The sequence below is a fragment of the Mesorhizobium sp. M1338 genome, assembly GCF_040318045.1.
Lineage (GTDB): Bacteria > Pseudomonadota > Alphaproteobacteria > Rhizobiales > Rhizobiaceae > Mesorhizobium.
In genome coordinates, this window is record NZ_JAMYLL010000031.1 from 22,381 (window position 1) to 38,787 (window position 16,407).

Below are 16,407 nucleotides of genomic sequence, written 5' to 3' on the forward strand. Positions count from 1 at the left end.
AGGATAGGTGAGATGCATCTGCTGTTCGCCACATCGATCGTGCCCGACGGCGCTCTCGCCTCGGGCTACGAGATCGCCAACGCCGCGATCATCGCCGCCTTGCGGCGCGCTGGCGCGCGAGTCACGGTCATCGGCTTCACCTGGCCGGGGAAACCCGCGGCCGATCCCGACAACACCATGGTGCTGGGTGCGATCGACGTGCGCACGGACAATGCCTCCGCACGGCAAAAGCTGGCCTGGGTCGGCAAGGCACTGCTTTCGGGCCTCACCTTCGCGTCGGCCAAGTTGCGCGCCGTGTCCGACGGCGCTGTTCTCGCCGCCATCGAGAGCGCCGGTCCGGTTGACGGCTATGTCTTGAATTCCGTGCAGTTCGCCGGCGCCTTCGAAAAACTGTTCGCTGACCGGCCTTCGATCTTCGTCGCCCACAATGTCGAGCATCTATCGGCGCGGGAGAACGCCGCTGCCGCCGGCGGCCCCTTTCAGCGCCAGTTGTTTCGCCGTGAGGCGAGGTTGCTCAAGATCGTGGAAGAGCGCCTCTGTCGCCGTGCGCGTTTCGTCTTCACGCTCGCCGAGGAAGACCGCGCGGCACTCGGTGTCGCCTCCGACGACCGCTCGGCGGTGCTGCCTTTGGTGACCGGCGTCGAGGCACCGACCCGGAAAGGGTCGCGTCACATCGACTGCGATGCGGCGCTGATCGGCACCTGGACCTGGCAGCCGAACCGCATCGGCCTCGACTGGTTCCTGGGCAAGGTGGTGCCGCATCTTCGGCGCGACTTCCGCATCCGCATCGCCGGCAGCATGCCCGCGGGCGTCACGTCGAAGCATCCGGGTGTCGAATTTGTCGGCCGCGTGCCGGACGCACAGGCCTTCGTGCGTAGCGCTGCCGTCATCCCGCTGATCAGCACCGCGGGCAGCGGCGTCCAGTTGAAGACCATCGAAACCTTCGAGCTCGGCCTGCCGTCCGTCGCCACCAGCCGCTCGCTGCGCGGCATCGACCATCGCCCGTCCAATTGCGTCGTCACCGACGATCCCGCCGCCTTCGCCAGGGCTCTCGAAGCCGCGGCGGCCGACGTCCGCGACGTCGACGGCAGCACATTCCGGCGTTCGCAGGTCCAGGCGCTCGACGCCGCCATCCGGCTCGGCCTCGAAAAACTCGGGTCCGTCAGGCAGGAGGCGTTTGCATGAACATGCACTCCACCCGCGCCGCCTCGGGGCGCGACACCTTGAGAACGATCCTCGGCATCCCGGTGCTCGCGATTCGCTGGGATGAGGCCATGGCCCTGTTGACGCGGTTGACCAGAGAGCGTCGTTTTACCAAGGTCACTTTCCTCAACGCCCATAATGCCAACATGGCCTGCACGGATCCGGTCTTCGCCAAGGCGCTGGATGACTTTCTCATCCTGCCCGACGGCATCGGTGTCGATCTCGCGGCGAAAGTCCTCTACGGCGCGCCTTTCCCGGACAATCTCAATGGTACCGATTTCGTGCCGGCCTTCCTGCAGGCCTCGCCCCAGCCGCTGACTGTGGCTCTGCTCGGGGCCACCCGCGTCAATGCCGAAGCGGCGTCGAAGAAACTGGCGGCGATTGCCGTCCAACATCGTTTCGTCGTCATCCATGACGGCTTTTTCTCCGCCGCGCAGGAGCCGGAGATCGTCGAACGGATTGCAACCCTGCGGCCCGACGTGCTGCTCGTCGCCATGGGTGTGCCGCGCCAGGAATTGTGGATCGAACGCCACATCGACGCACGCCACTGCACGCTGCCGATCGCCGTCGGCGCGCTGCTTGACTTCCTGAGCGGCTCGGTGCCCCGGGCACCCTTGTGGATGCGCCGGCTGCGGCTCGAATGGCTGTTCCGGCTGGCTGTCGAACCGGGCCGCCTGTGGCGCCGCTATGTGGTCGGCAATCCTCTGTTCCTGCTGCGCGTCGTCAGGCAGAGATTCTCGCATGCACCCGAAGCTGCGGGAGACATCCGTTGAACAGCAGGTTCGTTCCGGGTGCCGCTGTCGAGCCTAGCCCGCTTCGGCGGATGCCGACGGCGGCACTGGTGACGGCAAGCTACGCGCCCGATTTCGAGCGCTGCCGCCTGTTGTGCGAGACACTCGATCGCCATGTTTCCGGCGCGGCGCACCACTATATCCTGGTCGAACATCGCGATATCTCGCTTTTCCGTCAGTTGGAGACCAGCTGGCGTACCATCGTCGACGAGCGGGAATTGCTGCCGCGCTGGCTGCACGCCTTCGACGACCCGCTCAGCCTGTTTCGTCGGCGCATCTGGCTCAGCCTGAAGACCCAGCGGCTGCGCGGCTGGCATGTGCAGCAGCTGCGCCGCATCGCGATATCGGCGCATGCATCCGAGGATGTGCTGATCTTCTGCGATTCCGACGTCGCTTTCCTCAAACCTTTCGACTGCGGCACTTTCTGGCATGATGGCAAGGCGCGGCTGTTCCGCCGCGACGGTGCGCTGGCGCACGAAGGTCATGAAGAGCATCGCATTTGGTCGCGCAACGCGGGTGCGGCGCTTGGCATCGACCCATCCCGGACATCGAACCACGACTACATCTCGACGCTGATCGCCTGGCGGCGCGACACCGTGCTGGCCATGTGCGGCCAGATCGAAAAGGTCCATGGCCGAAACTGGGTCGAGGTCGTCGGCTCGGCGCGCAAATTCTCCGAATGCATGATCTACGGCCGCTACGTCGACGATCTGCTGGAGGGCGCCGGCCACTTCCACGGTTCGGAAGAGTTCTGCCGGGTGCACTGGACCGGCGAGGCGCTATCGGACGACGAGTTCCGCAACTTCGTCGCCGCCATGGCGCCGGAGCAGGTGGCGATCGGCATGCAGTCCTTTATCGGCACCGATATCGGCCGCATCCGCCGTTTGATTGGGCTTAACGAAGCATGATCCCGAAAAGTGGGAACCGGAAGTCTTAGACCGGCTTCGCCGGCTTGCGCATCGCCGAATAGGTGAGCAGCGTCGAGGCGAGGTACAGAAGCAGGAAGACGACATTGAGCGACAGCACCAGGTTCGGCGTGTCGAGGATGGTCGTCAGCACATAGGTCAGCAACAGCGCCTTCAGTGCGGCAAGCAGGCCGAGATTGAGCGCCCGCACCAAGGTCTGGCCGCGTGCAAACAAAAGCTCGGCCTGGTATTCGACCAGATTGCGCAACCCCGGCACGCAGATCGCCAGCAGCACCAGCGGCGCGGCCTCGGCGACATTCTTGCCAAGCGCATTGGGGAAGAAGTGCAGCACGATGCCGAGCGCCAGCAGCGCCAGCGTCGAGACCGCGAACACGCCGCCTTCGATGCCGCTCTTGACCGCCAGCCGTGACAGCATTTCCGGCGCGCGCATCATGCGCTGCACCAGCATCATCGAGAAGGTTCGGATCGGAATGGCGGTCAAGTCGACCAGCCGCATGATGATGGCGTAGATACCGGCCAGATGCGGGCCGCCGATCGCCAGAACCAGCAGCTTGTCGAACTCCATCTGCAGGTAGAACAGCACTTCTGCACCGGCGACATAGATGGAATCGGCCAGCCGCCGGAGATACGGCTCGATGCGCAGCCGCAGCCGCTGTCGCGGATAGAACCAGCCGAATGCCAGTATCAAGGAGGCGGCATTGGAGCCGATGTAGAACCACGACCATATCCAGACGCTGTGTTGCGCGGAGAACATGAACAGCACCGCGCCGAGCGCCCGCAGCGCCGTCGCCAGGATGGCCAGCACCGCGGCGCGGCCGAATTTGCCCAGACCGTTGTTGACGATCAGCGCCACCTCCACCGGCCGCCACAACAGCGCTTCGGCAAAGACGATTGCCGCAAACACCGCCAGCGGCACGGTGCTGGCGAAGAAGATCAGATAGACGCCGAACGAGGCGGCCGCCAGGAGCGGCAACGACAGCAGGCCGAGCAGCAGGAAGCCGGCGGTGAAGGTGCCGATCAGACTGGGGCGGATAGTGGCGGTGCGGTAGAGTGCCGAGATGAAACCGAAGGCGAGGATGCGCGACAGCATGACGCCGGCCGCCGACGCCGTGGCGAACATGCCGAACTCGGAAATGGACAGCGTGTTGGCCAGCGCGATGAAATAGGCGAGTGAAAACACCAGTCGCCCACCGGCGCCGCTGATCGCCGAGAAATAGTCGCGAAGCAGCCCCCGTCGTTCGGCCAAAAAGCTGCCGATCCGGGCGAGGGGCCGCCTTTGCGGTATGTCACTGGCCTGCGTCATGTCTCAAACAGAGCCTAGGCCGGAAAGCTTAACGTGCCGTTCTGGAGCTTAAGGCTGTGTTGTTGGCAAGCGGCGGGCTTTTTGCCGGTCTATCCGCGCCCGCTGATCTGGCAAAATCGGTTTCGGACTTGATCGGCCCGGCCGTGAAGATTATCCGTCGCGTTTCTCCTCGTACTTCCGGTCGAGGATCCAAAGCGCGATCTCCCAGGCTCGGGCGCGGGTACCAGTGACCACGCATTGTCCCGCCCTTCAGCTTGATTAGACCAATCAGTTAATAGGCTGGTTCGACGCCTCCGTTGCGGCTCATCCAACGCTAGCGGCGCGGAATCAAGTTCCTAATTTCCGCTTTGAAAGTTTCATTTGTTAATAATTTAGGTATTGCTAATGCAAAGGAAGTCAAAAAGTCAGCGTCTCAATAAGCGGTTGTATTGAAAAGCCCTTCCGATATGCTTTGACCAACGCTTGGTCATCACGTTGGGGGGCACCCGCGACAGGTGAAAGGGGCGTAGTGGCATGCGTTAAGGGCACTCTGAAGAAGGGAACCGTGCATGCTTAGGAGATCTCTCGCATCGAGTATTGCGGCGCTTGCCGCGATCGTGCCGCCGGGCCCGGCGTTCGCCGCGACGGCGACCGGCAACATGACCGTTCGCATCACCATCCAGGCCGAATGCAAAGTTCAGACCGCCAGCGATTTGGATTTCGGCACGAGGGGCGTCATCGATGCCAATGTCGATCTGACCAGCACGATAGGCGTGCAATGCACGACCGGACAAACCTACAATGTCGGGTTGAGTGCCGGTGGCGGCGCCGGCGCGACCGTTACAACTCGCAAAATGACCGGCCCGGCGGCGGCGACAATCAGTTACGCGCTTTACCGGGACACGGCTCGCACACAAAATTGGGGTATTACGGTCGGCACCGACACAGTCGCGGGAACCGGCAACGGCAGTGTCCAGAACTTGACCGTTTACGGACGGGTGCCGCCGCAATCCACACCGGCGGCCGGCGTTTATACCGACACCGTCGCGATCACCGTTACCTACTGACAACAGCGAAGCGAGAACGACATGCGAACCATGCTTTCAAGCATTGGCGCGGCGGCCCTTGTTCTGCTGTGCGCCGGATTTTCACAAGCCGCCTCGCTGAGGGTAGCCCCGACCAATCTCGAACTGATTGCACCAGACAGTGCTGCGGTTCTCAACCTCCACAATGACGCGAAGCGGCCGATCAACGTACAAGTCCGCGTCTTCAGATGGACGCAGGTGGATGGCGTTGAACGGCTGGAGCCGACGTCGGACGTGGTGGCCAGCCCGCCTTCAACCAAACTCGGCCCCGACGCCGACTACGTGGTCCGGGTCCTGCGGGTCGGCAAGGCGCCGGTTCGAACCGAGGAAAGCTATCGCGTTGTCGTCGATGAGCTGCCGGACCCTTCGCGCCGACAGGCCGGGACCGTGACCCTGGTCCTGCGGTATTCGATCCCGGTCTTCTTCCGCAGTCCCGACGCTTCGACGCCGAACGTGTCGTTCAGTCTTTCGCGCGCCGGCGGTGGGCTGATCCTCAAGGCACGCAACGACGGTGATAGCCGACTGAGACTGTCAAACATCACTCTCAACCAGGGAGGTAAAAAACTAGCGAGCCGCAGCGGACTTGTTGGCTACGTTTTGGGTGGGGCATCAATGCAATGGCCGATCGGCAGCGGCAAATCGCTGTCCGGAAGCTCCGTGACGCTTAAGGCGCAGAGCGATTTTGGACCATTCGATGCCACAGTCGCCGTTCAGGGTCGCTAGCACGGCGGCTGCCGGCGTTCTTGTGATTTGCTCTTCGTCGCAGGTGAACTCGCAAGAGATTCCGGACGCACCGGCACAAGACATCTCCAATTCGGCTCGGCCCGCTGGGCGCGATCTCTATTTGGAAGTGTTCATCAACGACATTTCATCCAAGATGATCGGCAACTTCAAGGAACTGCCCGATGGCGGCCTTGCGGCCGCCCCAGGGGAACTGCAGGAGGTCGGCCTCAAACCACGCGAGGAGGCGATCGACGCCGATGGCCTCGCCAGGCTTGATCGCTTGCCGGGCATCTCCTTTCGCGTCGATGAGACGGCGCAGCGGCTTTATGTCACCACCACCAATGACGGTCGCGCCGCCCGCACGATCGATGTCGGCCCGGCCGAAAAGCAGGATCGGCTGAAGCCGCAATCGGACTACGGGGCCGTCCTCAACTATTCCCTCTTTGCAAGCTCCAACACGCTGTTCGATGATAACGTCGAGTTGTTTCAGGGCGTCTCCGGCGCCTTCGATGCACGCGCCTTCAGCCCGTACGGAACGCTGGCCCAGTCATTCATCACCGGTTATTCCGACGGCGAGCTCCAGGACTTCACCCGGCTGAACACCACCTGGAGTTATTCGGACCCTGACCGCATGGTCACCTACAGGGCGGGAGATTTCGTTTCCGGTGGCCTGTCATGGACCCGACCTGTTTTTCTCGGCGGCATCCAGGCACAGCGCAATTTTTCCCTTCGTTCGGATTTGGTCACCCTTCCACTCCCCTCGTTTGAAGGCACGGCAGCCGTGCCTTCGACCCTAGAGGTCTATACCCAAAACGTGCGCACCTACGCTGGCGACGTGGCGGCAGGGCCATTCCAGGTCATCAACGTGCCGGTGTTCACGGGAGCCGGAGAGGCACGCGTGGTGCTGCGAGACAGTCTTGGAAGGGAAACCACGGCAACGCTTCCGTTCTACGCATCCAGTATGCTCCTGCGACAGGGCCTGCTTGATTTTTCGGCCGAGGCCGGACTTCCGCGCCGAAATTTCGGCGTCGAATCCAACGACTACGACCAGCGCGTCATGGGCGTCGCCACCGCCCGCTACGGGCTTACCAACTGGCTGACGCTCGAGGGCCATTTCGAGGGCGGTCAAGAGCTGCTCAACGGGGGATTGGGTGTTGCCTTTCCGCTCGGACCGTATGGCGCTGCTTCGGTTGCGGTTGCGGGAAGCCACCACGACGGAGACACCGGCTCGTTGGTGAACGCGTCGCTGGAACTCACCTACGAGGGATGGTCGCTGTACGGCAGGGTTCAAAGGGCGTTCGGAGACTATGAGGACATCGCCTCGGTGACGGCCGAACCAGAATTCTCGGGACCGGATGGTCTTCCGATCTTCAGTCCCGGCGTTCCGCGTGCGATCGATCAGGTAACGCTGAGCGTGCCGATGCCGCTCGATCTGTCGAGTCTCAACCTTTCCTACACCCACCTGGAGGATGCCGAAGGCGAGCAGAGCCAGATTGTCGGGCTCTCCTACAGCCAGCAGATATTCAAGCGGAGCACGCTCTACGCTACGGCGTTCACTGATCTTGAGGATCGCAAAAGTTTTGGTGTTTTTGCCGGCGTTTCGATCCCCTTCGGCGAAGGTATCACCGCCTCCACGGGAGTAGAGCAAGGCCCCAATGGTGTGAACGTCGTGGCCGACGTCGCCAAGGCAGAGCGGCTTGAGAACGGAAGCATCGGCTGGCGTGCGCGGACATCGGAAGGAGACGTTCCCAACCGCTCGGCGGCGGTCAGCTATCGCGCTCCGTTCGCGCGCTTCGAGGCCGGCGTCCAGCAGTATGATCACGATGTTCGGGCGACGGCGCGGATGGATGGCGCAATCGCGGTGGCCGGCGGCAGCGTATTCGCAGCCAACCGGATCGACGACGCCTTTGCCGTCGTGGATGTTGGCACGCCGGGAGTGGAGGTTGAACGTCAGAACAGACCTGTCGGCAAGACCGACCGTCGTGGCCGTATTCTTGTGCCTGATCTCAATTCCTACGAACTGAACACGATTTCGATCGATCCGAAGAATCTGCCGGTCGACGCCGATGTTCCGGCCACTAGGGAAACGGTCGTGCCCGCCGACCGTAGCGGCGTGGTTGTGAAATTCGGAGTCTCGGAAACGCCGCGGGCCGCGCTGGTTACCATTGCGGACAAGGGCGGGGCGCCATTGCAAGCCGGCCTTTCCGGCAAGCTTGAGGGCAGCTCTGAAGACTTCTTCGTCGGTTATGACGGCCAAGCCTACATTCGCGGGCTGAGGGCGCACAACGCAATCGTCATCGATCTGAGTGACGGAAAGACCTGTCGCGCCGAGTTTCCTTACAAGCCAGTGCCGGGAAAACAGGTCGTGATCAACGATCTGAAATGCTTGTGAGACAAGGATCAACCATGCTTCGTGCCGTCGGTTTTGTCCTCTTCTTGGTGTTGCCCTCGCTGTCTTTTGCGCAAAGTTGCAGTTTCAGCAGTTCCAACCTGAATTTCGGAAGCGTCGACACCCTATCTGGCAGCCAGACTAACTCAACAGCTTCGATCAGCGTAGACTGCACCGGGATTGGCCTGCAGCGCATCCTGATCTGTCCCAATCTCGCTGAGGGCAGCGGCGGAGCAACGTCCGCTGCGGCGCGTCAGATGCTGAGCGGAGCCAATCCACTCAACTATCAGATCTATTCGGATTCGACGCGCAGCGTTATCTGGGGTTCGTACAGCTGGCCCTATGCCGCCCGTTCGCCGGCCTATGCCCTGACGCTGAACGCTCTGGGATCAGGATCGGGGGCAATTACCATCTACGGCGCTGTTCTGGGCGGACAGTCGACGGCTGTTCCCGGAAGCTATCTTTCGACGTTTTCCGGTGCGAACACACCGTTTCGTTATCGCTATAGTCTCGGCAGTGACTGTACGACGTCGGCGGGCACCGCAACCACCACCAATTTTACGGTGAACGCGTCCGTGGCAGCGAACTGTCTCGTCACGGTCCAGAACATCGACTTCGGCGCCAAAGGGGTGCTAAGCGCCAATGTCGACGCCACCGGCGGGGTTTCCGTCACCTGTACCTCGGGCACGGCCTACACCGTATCCCTCAATGGTGGCACCACAAATTCGGCCCCGACGGCGCGCAAAATGTCGAAGGGTGCCGAGACCGTTACCTATGGCCTCTACAAGGACACGGCACGCTCGCAACCATGGGGCGATGCGGCGACGCCCGGAAGCACGGTGCCCGGTACCGGAAACGGTCTCGTCCAAGCATTGACGGTGTATGGCCGGGTGCCGCCGCAGACGACGCCCTCGGCCGGCGTCTATACGGATACGGTGGTCGTGACGATCACATACTGATCGTTGGTTGCATGACGGCACGCCAAGATATCCAATTTTACTCACGCCCGCCTTCTGGGAAGAGAATACGCCAGCCGACCTCTGACTTCGCAGCGGGACAGCATTCTGGGTGGCCTGGCTTAACGGCCCCTTAACCATACCAGTGCCAAGTTCCAAACCAACGAGTCCATGGCCAAACGAACTGCCCAGTTCGCCTATTTCTGCCCATTTGACGCCAAAAGAAGTTCCCACTTCGCGGAATTCTGGGCTTGTAAGTTTAGCGTGGGCTAACGAATGGCCAATCGCCGTTCGCAGGTCGCCAAGGGTAAAGTTCCGGACGATGGTCGACAGGGAAAACCGCGAAGACTGGAAGCGCGAGCGCTCGTTGCTGGCGCTAGGCCAGGCTGTGCGCGGCGACGAACCCGACGCGTCCCTGGTCTCGATCGGGGACCGGGCAGACCCGTCATGGCGCGAGGATGCCGCCACGCGTCATCGTCTCGCCCGTTCACAACGCGAAACGCGGACGAACCTGAAGCTGTCGGATCCGGCCGCAACGGACGGGTATCAGGCTGGCTATGAGACGGCCTCGTCGGTGACCCCTGCGCAAACCACGCCACGGACACAATCGGCGGAAACCGCGGGCGCCTATAGCCCCGATCCTGCATCCGAACCTTATCGTTCAGGCAATGCGCCGGCATCCCACAACGACGGCGCCGACAGCCAGCAGTGGAAGCCGCTGATCGATCCGATGCAGGTCGTCCGTGGTGTTGGCAAGTCGAAGGCGCTGATCGTGACGACGACGATACTGGGTGCCGCCCTCGGCATTGCCATCGCTCTGTCGACGCCGAAGAAATACGAAGCCACCACCGAACTGATCGTCGATCCGCGCGACCTGAAGCTCACCGATCGCGACCTCACCCAGTCGGTCGTCGCTTCCGACGCGACGCTGGCCATCGTCGAAAACCAGGTCCGGGTGCTGACATCAGGCACTGTTCTCAACAAGGTCGTCGACAAGCTCAATCTCGTCAACGACCCGGAATTCAATGGGCAGGGCAGCGGCGGCCTCGGCGTCATGTCGCTCATCCGCTCCGTCCTGTCACGCAATGACGGGCCAGGTGGTGTCGACGACACCCGTCGCCGGGCGCTTGCCGTCGGCAATCTGGCCGAGAGCCTTTCGGTGGAACGCGGCGGCAAGACCTTCGTCATCACCGTCAGCGCCACCACGCAGAATGGCGAGAAATCGGCACTGATCGCCAACACGATGACGGATGTCTTCCTGCAGACTTTCGGCCAGATCCAGTCGGATACCGCAGGCCGCGCCACCGACGAACTGACGGCCAGGCTGGACGAACTGCGCAAGGGCGTCGAGGCGGCCGAGCGCAAGGTCGAGGATTTCAGGGCCTCGCACGACCTTGTCGACGCGCAGGGCCACCTCATCAGCGACGACGAGATGCTGAAGCTCAACGAGCAGCTATCGGTTGCCCGCGCCCGCACGCTGGAACTGAATGCCCGGGCCGCTTCGGCGCGTTCGGTCGACGTCAACTCTGTTCTCACCGGCACCTTGCCGGAGGAGATCAACTCCAACACGATGAGCGATCTGCGTTCGCAATATGCGTCGCTCAAGCAGGAGGCTGATCGCGCCGCCATCCGGTTCGGCCCGCGCCACCCCGAACTCCAGGCGCTCAATGCCCAGCTTGCCGGTGCACGCGACCGCATCGCAGCCGAGCTGCGCCGCATCGGCTCGTCGCTGCAGGTCGACCTCAAGCGCGCGGTCCAGCTCGAACAGGATCTCGCCTCTCGTCTGGCGCAGCTCAAGGTTCGCAGCGGCGACGTCAACGGCGATCTGGTGTCGATGCGCGAACTGGAGCGCGAGGCTACCGCCAAGCGTTCCGTCTACGAACAGTACCTGCTGCGCGCCAAGGAGACCGGCGAGCAGAAGGACATCAACACCGCCAACATCAACGTGATCTCGAAGGCCTTCGCGCCGCTCGAGGCGAACGGGCCGTCGCGGGTCGTGGTGGCGCTTGCCGGCCTGTTGCTGGGCTTTGCCTCCGGCATTGGCCTCGGCGCCATGCGTGGCGCCTATGAGAGCCTGCGTGACACCGCCAATTCGCGCTCGCGCCGCGACCGCGGCGCGGACCAGCGCCGGACGCCCTACGAGGACAAGCCATATCGGGCAGCACCCCCGCCGGCGCCGCAACCACCTGCTCCGCAACCATCGACACCACCACCTGCGCCGCCACCGCCCGTAACACCACCGCCTGTCCAGCAGACCGAGATCACGCCGGACGAAGGCCCCGGCAGAGTCAGCGCGCTGCTGTCGAGGCTGCGCAAGGCCGTGTCCCGCAAGCCGTCCCCGGAAGAGCCCTTCGATACCGAGTGGGTCTCCGCTGAAAACGGGAAGCCAACGCAAGATCCGGCGTACTCCCCCTATCCCCAGTCGGCGCCGGCCTTTACGCCTCGGCAGCAGGTCGCGGCGGCCTACCCGCCGCCGCCGCCCGTCCGGTCCGGTAATCCTGTTCCCTATGCCCAGCAGATGGCGCAGCCGCCTCAGCCTGCGCACATGGTGCCGCCGCGAGCGTATTCGGGCCCGCAACTCTATCCCTACGCGCAGCCTTTGGCCTACACGCAGCAGCCGGGCTACCCGCAGTCCATGTCGGCCCCCAATGCCGGGCAGCTGCCCTATCCGCCTCAGCCTGCTTCCGCGCTCTATCCGCAACATCCCACCTCGCCGCAGCAGGAGACCCAGCCTCGCGAGCCATCTGTGGAGGCGCGGCAGGCCGAGCAGGACGTCGAACCGCAAGCGCCAATCGAGGAAATCCGCGCCAGCCTGCGCGAATTCCGCGAAGCGGTCCGCGAACTCACCGAGAGCCGAGCGCGCCGCCGGTACTTCTGAGCCACAAAATTCTTCGCGCTGTCGTACAAAAACATGCCGGTTTCGCGTAAACGGCATGGGACGGCGCTTTGGCGGGATTGCGTGTTGGAATTTTCGTGAAGATGCCACGCTGTGAAAGATCAAAAAGCGCGTCGCTTCCGGAAGCGGCGCGCTTGGGCATTTTGGTGTTGAGGGTGGTCCATGGCCGAAGTGATTGATGGTAAGAGCGTTGCCGAAGACGTTGTGCGGACGGTCAAGACCCTGACGGCCGAACTTGTCGCCAAAGGCAAGGCCAAACCCGGTCTTGCCGTGGTCATCGTCGGCGAGGATCCGGCGAGCCAAGTCTATGTCGCCTCCAAATCGCGCACCGCCAAGGAATGCGGCTTTCATTCCGTGCAGCACACGCTGCCGGCCGAAACCTCCGAACCGGCATTGCTGAACATCATCGGCGACCTCAACGCCGATCCGGCCATCAACGGCATCCTGGTGCAGCTTCCGCTGCCGGCCCATATCGACGCCGGCAAGATCATCCAGACCATCGCGCCGGAAAAGGATGTCGACGGCTTCCATTTCATCAATGTCGGCAAGCTCGGCACCGGTGAACTCGAGACTGCCTTCGTGCCCTGCACGCCGGCCGGCTCGATGCTTCTGATCGAGCGGGTGCGCGGCAAGGATTTGTCCGGCCTCAATGCCGTCGTCGTCGGCCGCTCCAACATCGTCGGCAAGCCGATGGCCAACCTCTTGCTTGCCGCCAACTGCACCGTCACAGTCGCCCACAGCCGCACCAAAGACCTGCCGGCACTTGCCCGCACCGCAGACATTCTTGTCGCCGCCGTCGGCCGGCCGGAGATGATCAGGGGCGATTGGGTGAAGCCCGGCGCCACCGTCATCGATGTCGGCATCAATCGCATTCCCGCACCCGAAAAGGGCGAGGGCAAGTCGCGCCTCGTCGGCGACGTCGCCTATGCCGAAGCGGCCAAGGCCGCCGGCGCCATCACGCCGGTGCCCGGCGGCGTCGGGCCGATGACCATTGCCATGCTGATGGCCAATACGTTAGCCTCGGCCTACCTTGCGGCCGGATTGAAACGGCCGTCCTTCTGACCCGCCAGAAAGCCGCAACTTTGCCGAACCCCAGTGTTCCCTCAGAACGGCCGGTCATGACTGATCCCGTTCAAGGCGGCAGGCAGTTCGCTTTCCTGCTGGTCGACAAGTTCTCCATGTTCTCGCTGGCCGCGGCGATCGATACGTTCCGGTCGGCGAACCGGTTGCTCGGCCGCGACTTCTACGGCTGGACCACGGTGTCGGCCGACGGCGATCCGGTGATGGCCTCCAATGGCCTGCCGCTCAAGATCGACTACGCCGTCGCCGACCTGCCGCCGGTCGATATCCTCTTCGTTTCCGTCGGGCTGACGACGGAATTTCCCGGCAAGAGCAAGGTGCTGGCGGCGCTGCGCAGCTGGGGCCGGCGCGGCAATGCGCTGGGTGCCTTGTCGGTCGGCTCCTACCTGCTTGCCGAGGCCGGCCAGCTCGAAGGCTATCGCTGCACCATCCATTGGGAAAACCGCGCCGGCTTCGTCGAGCGCTTCCCCGACATCAACTGCACGGGCAATGTCTTCGAGATCGATCGCAAGCGCTACACCTGCGCCGGCGGCACCACCTCGATCGACCTGATGCTGGAGATCGTGCGCGGCGATTTCGGCTCGAACCTCGCCAATGGCGTCGCCAACCAGTTTCAGCACGAACGCATCCGCTCGGCCGGAGACCGCCAGCGTGTCGGCCCGGAACGCGACCTGACCGGCAAGTCGGAGAAGCTCAGGCGCATTGTCGAACTGATGGCCGACCACCTCGACGAGCCGCTGTCGGCGGTGCAGCTGGCAAAATCCGCCGGCCTGTCGGTGCGCCAGGTGGAGCGCCTGTTCCTGCGCCATCTCAGCGTCACGCCCGGCCGTTATTATATGCGGCTGCGGCTGGAACGGGCGCGCGAACTGCTGCGCCAGACCAACATGCCGATCCTCGACGTGGCGATCGCGACCGGCTTCACCTCGCATTCTTACTTTGCCCAGAGCTACCGGCTGCAATTCGGCAGGCCGCCCTCGGAAGAGCGCCGCACGACCTACTGAGCGGGTTTTCGCTCCGTTGAAAAGTTTGGCATTCGGCCCCGGCGCACCGGGCCAGGGCAACGAACCCGGGTTAACGGGTTCCCTCCCAGCCTTCGCCGGCGCATTGGCTGACGGAGCATCAAACGAAAAACCCGCCTGTGCGGCGGGTCGCTGGCGCAAATCAGCACCATGGACGAACATGTACCACAGCTGAGGTCACGGAATCAAGAAAAAATTCCTATCCGGCACAAAAGCTGCCAACACCGCCGAACTGGCTGTCGTCAGGTCCTTTGTCAACCTGAGTTCGGAGCCCTACGCATAGGTGCGCGGGCTTGTGTCCCGGCGCGGCGTCAAATAGCTTTGCCGCCCGGATCAGGGCGGATTTGAGGAGATATCGATGGCGGGACTTGCACGGAGCGTCGCTGCGGCGATCCTCCTTTTGTCGATGACGACATTCGGCTTTGCCGCGAACAAGGTCATCGTCATTTTCGATGCCTCCGGCTCGATGTGGGCCCAGATCGACGGCAAGCCCAAGCTCGAAATCGCCCGCGAGTCGCTGCGAACCGTGCTTCAATCGGTCCCCACCGACGACGAAATCGGCTTCATGGCCTATGGCCATCGCGAAAAGGGCAGCTGCGACGATATCCAGTTGATCGTGCCGCCACAGGCAGGTTCGGCAAGTGCCATTTCGGCCGCCGCCGACAGCCTGAAATTCCTCGGCAAGACGCCACTGACCTCTGCCGTCAAGCAAGCAGCCGAGGCGTTGAAATACACCGAGGACAAGGCCACCGTCGTGCTGATCACCGATGGTCTCGAAACATGCGGTGGCGACCCCTGCGCGCTTGGCAAGGAGCTTGAGGCATCCGGCGTCGACTTCACCGCCGATGTCGTCGGCTTCGGCCTCACCGCCGACGAAGGCAAGCAGATCGCCTGCCTCGCCGACAACACCGGCGGCAAATACATCCAGGCCTCCGACGAGAAGGCGTTGCAGGAGGCGCTTGTCGAGACCGTGGCGGCACCAGCGCCGGCACCCGCTCCAGAACCGGCTCCCGCTCCTGCGCCCGCACCGGAACCGGCCAAGCCTGAATTCAATTTCCAGCCGACGGTGGTGATGGCCGAAGGTGGCGAGCCTATCACCGACGGCAACGCCTGGGAGATCTACAAGGCGGACGCCGATGGCTCGCGTGGCGGTTCCGTCACCACCGAATATGGCACCTACAATGGCAATCTCGAACCGGGCGACTACATCGTCGTCGCACGCGACGACGATGCCAAGGTGGAGCAGAAGGTCAAGATCGAGGCCGGTCAGGTCTACAAGCCGCTGTTCACCTTGAACGCGGGCACCATGCTCATTCATCCGCGGCCGAGCCAGGGCGCCGACATCAGTGACGCGGCCAGCCTCAATTTCGCTTATCCGGGCGGCAGCACCACCCACTATGGCGACACCAAAATCATCGTGCCGGCGGGCGAACAGAAGGTCACGGTCCAGATTGGCGCCGGCAGCGTCACCGAAACCATCCAGCTCGCCGCCGGGCAGAAGATCGAGAAGGACGTCATCGTTGGTGTCGGCCATGTCATGCTCAACGCCGTCTATATCGCCGGCGGTGACAAGGCCGACAGTCCCGGCCTCGGTTTCGAGATCGTCAAGGCGAAGAAGAAAATCGATGGCACGCGTGACAGCGTCGAGCATTCCTATGGACCGGACAGCAAGTTCTGGCTGCCGCCGGACGATTATGTCGCGCTGACCACGCTTGACCTGGCGGTCGTCGAGCAGCCGTTCAGCATCAAGGTCGGTGATGTCATGGATATCAAGGTGCCGCTCGATGCCGGCGTTCTGGCCATGTCGGCCCCCGGTGCCTACTCGATCGAGATCCTGTCGCCGAAAAAGGACATTGAGGGCAAGCGCAAGGCGCTTGGCCTGAACTATGGCGATACCTGGCAGCAGACCGTTCCGGCCGGCGACTATGTGGTTGTCCGACACATGTCCGATGCGGGGCATGAGAAGGAAATGCCGGTGACGGTCAAGGCCGGCGAACGGAGCGAAATCACCGTTACGCCGTGACCGCCATTTGACCGGCAGCAAAAAAGGGCGGCCA

General features: G+C 63.0%; 12 protein-coding genes. 11 read left to right on the forward strand and 1 reads right to left on the reverse strand.

Going from position 1 to position 16,407, the window contains the following annotated elements:
- Positions 1-12 precede the first annotated feature (12 nt).
- The 3 genes from NKH19_RS23000 to NKH19_RS23010 are packed head-to-tail and all read left to right on the forward strand — an operon-like array spanning position 13 to position 2,902.
- Complete coding sequence (locus NKH19_RS23000) at positions 13-1,185, forward strand: glycosyltransferase family 4 protein (RefSeq protein WP_352869669.1); 1,173 nt, start codon at positions 13-15, stop codon at positions 1,183-1,185.
- Positions 1,182-1,976, forward strand: coding sequence for a WecB/TagA/CpsF family glycosyltransferase (locus tag NKH19_RS23005; RefSeq protein ID WP_352869667.1), 795 nt, complete (start codon positions 1,182-1,184; stop codon positions 1,974-1,976). The genes NKH19_RS23000 and NKH19_RS23005 overlap by 4 nt, the downstream gene beginning before the upstream one ends.
- Complete coding sequence (locus tag NKH19_RS23010; RefSeq protein ID WP_352869665.1) at positions 1,973-2,902, forward strand: DUF6492 family protein; 930 nt, start codon at positions 1,973-1,975, stop codon at positions 2,900-2,902. The genes NKH19_RS23005 and NKH19_RS23010 overlap by 4 nt, the downstream gene beginning before the upstream one ends.
- A 25-nt stretch (positions 2,903-2,927) precedes the next feature.
- Here NKH19_RS23010 and NKH19_RS23015 read toward each other — a convergent pair whose 3' ends face one another.
- Entirely contained in the window at positions 2,928-4,223 is a 1,296-nt protein-coding gene (locus NKH19_RS23015) for a lipopolysaccharide biosynthesis protein (RefSeq protein WP_352869663.1), read from the reverse strand.
- A 548-nt stretch (positions 4,224-4,771) separates the two neighbouring features.
- Between NKH19_RS23015 and NKH19_RS23020 the strand changes: the two genes are divergently transcribed.
- The 8 genes from NKH19_RS23020 to NKH19_RS23055 all read left to right on the forward strand — a co-directional run bounded on the left by NKH19_RS23020 (position 4,772) and on the right by NKH19_RS23055 (position 16,373).
- Complete coding sequence (locus NKH19_RS23020; RefSeq protein WP_352869661.1) at positions 4,772-5,269, forward strand: Csu type fimbrial protein; 498 nt, start codon at positions 4,772-4,774, stop codon at positions 5,267-5,269.
- 21 nt (positions 5,270-5,290) lie between these two features.
- Entirely contained in the window at positions 5,291-6,010 is a 720-nt protein-coding gene (locus NKH19_RS23025) for a fimbrial biogenesis chaperone (RefSeq protein ID WP_352869659.1), read from the forward strand.
- The gene (locus tag NKH19_RS23030; protein WP_352869657.1) at positions 5,982-8,402 is read left to right on the forward strand and encodes a fimbria/pilus outer membrane usher protein; all 2,421 of its coding nucleotides are present in this window, start codon (positions 5,982-5,984) and stop codon (positions 8,400-8,402) included. The genes NKH19_RS23025 and NKH19_RS23030 overlap by 29 nt, the downstream gene beginning before the upstream one ends.
- 14 nt (positions 8,403-8,416) lie before the next feature.
- Entirely contained in the window at positions 8,417-9,358 is a 942-nt protein-coding gene (locus NKH19_RS23035; protein WP_352869655.1) for a Csu type fimbrial protein, read from the forward strand.
- 319 nt (positions 9,359-9,677) lie between these two features.
- Positions 9,678-12,233 carry a GumC family protein gene (locus NKH19_RS23040; protein ID WP_352869712.1) on the forward strand — a complete coding sequence of 852 codons (2,556 nt, stop codon included), beginning with the start codon at positions 9,678-9,680 and terminating at the stop codon, positions 12,231-12,233.
- 180 nt (positions 12,234-12,413) lie between these two features.
- Complete coding sequence (gene folD, locus NKH19_RS23045; RefSeq protein WP_352869653.1) at positions 12,414-13,313, forward strand: bifunctional methylenetetrahydrofolate dehydrogenase/methenyltetrahydrofolate cyclohydrolase FolD; 900 nt, start codon at positions 12,414-12,416, stop codon at positions 13,311-13,313.
- 56 nt (positions 13,314-13,369) lie between these two features.
- On the forward strand, positions 13,370-14,332 hold the full coding sequence (locus tag NKH19_RS23050; protein ID WP_013530232.1) for a GlxA family transcriptional regulator: 963 nt from the start codon (positions 13,370-13,372) through the stop codon (positions 14,330-14,332).
- A gap of 376 nt (positions 14,333-14,708) precedes the next feature.
- Positions 14,709-16,373: a vWA domain-containing protein gene (locus NKH19_RS23055; RefSeq protein ID WP_352982838.1), complete on the forward strand. Its 1,665-nt coding sequence runs from the start codon at positions 14,709-14,711 to the stop codon at positions 16,371-16,373.
- The last annotated feature ends 34 nt before the right edge of the window (positions 16,374-16,407 follow it).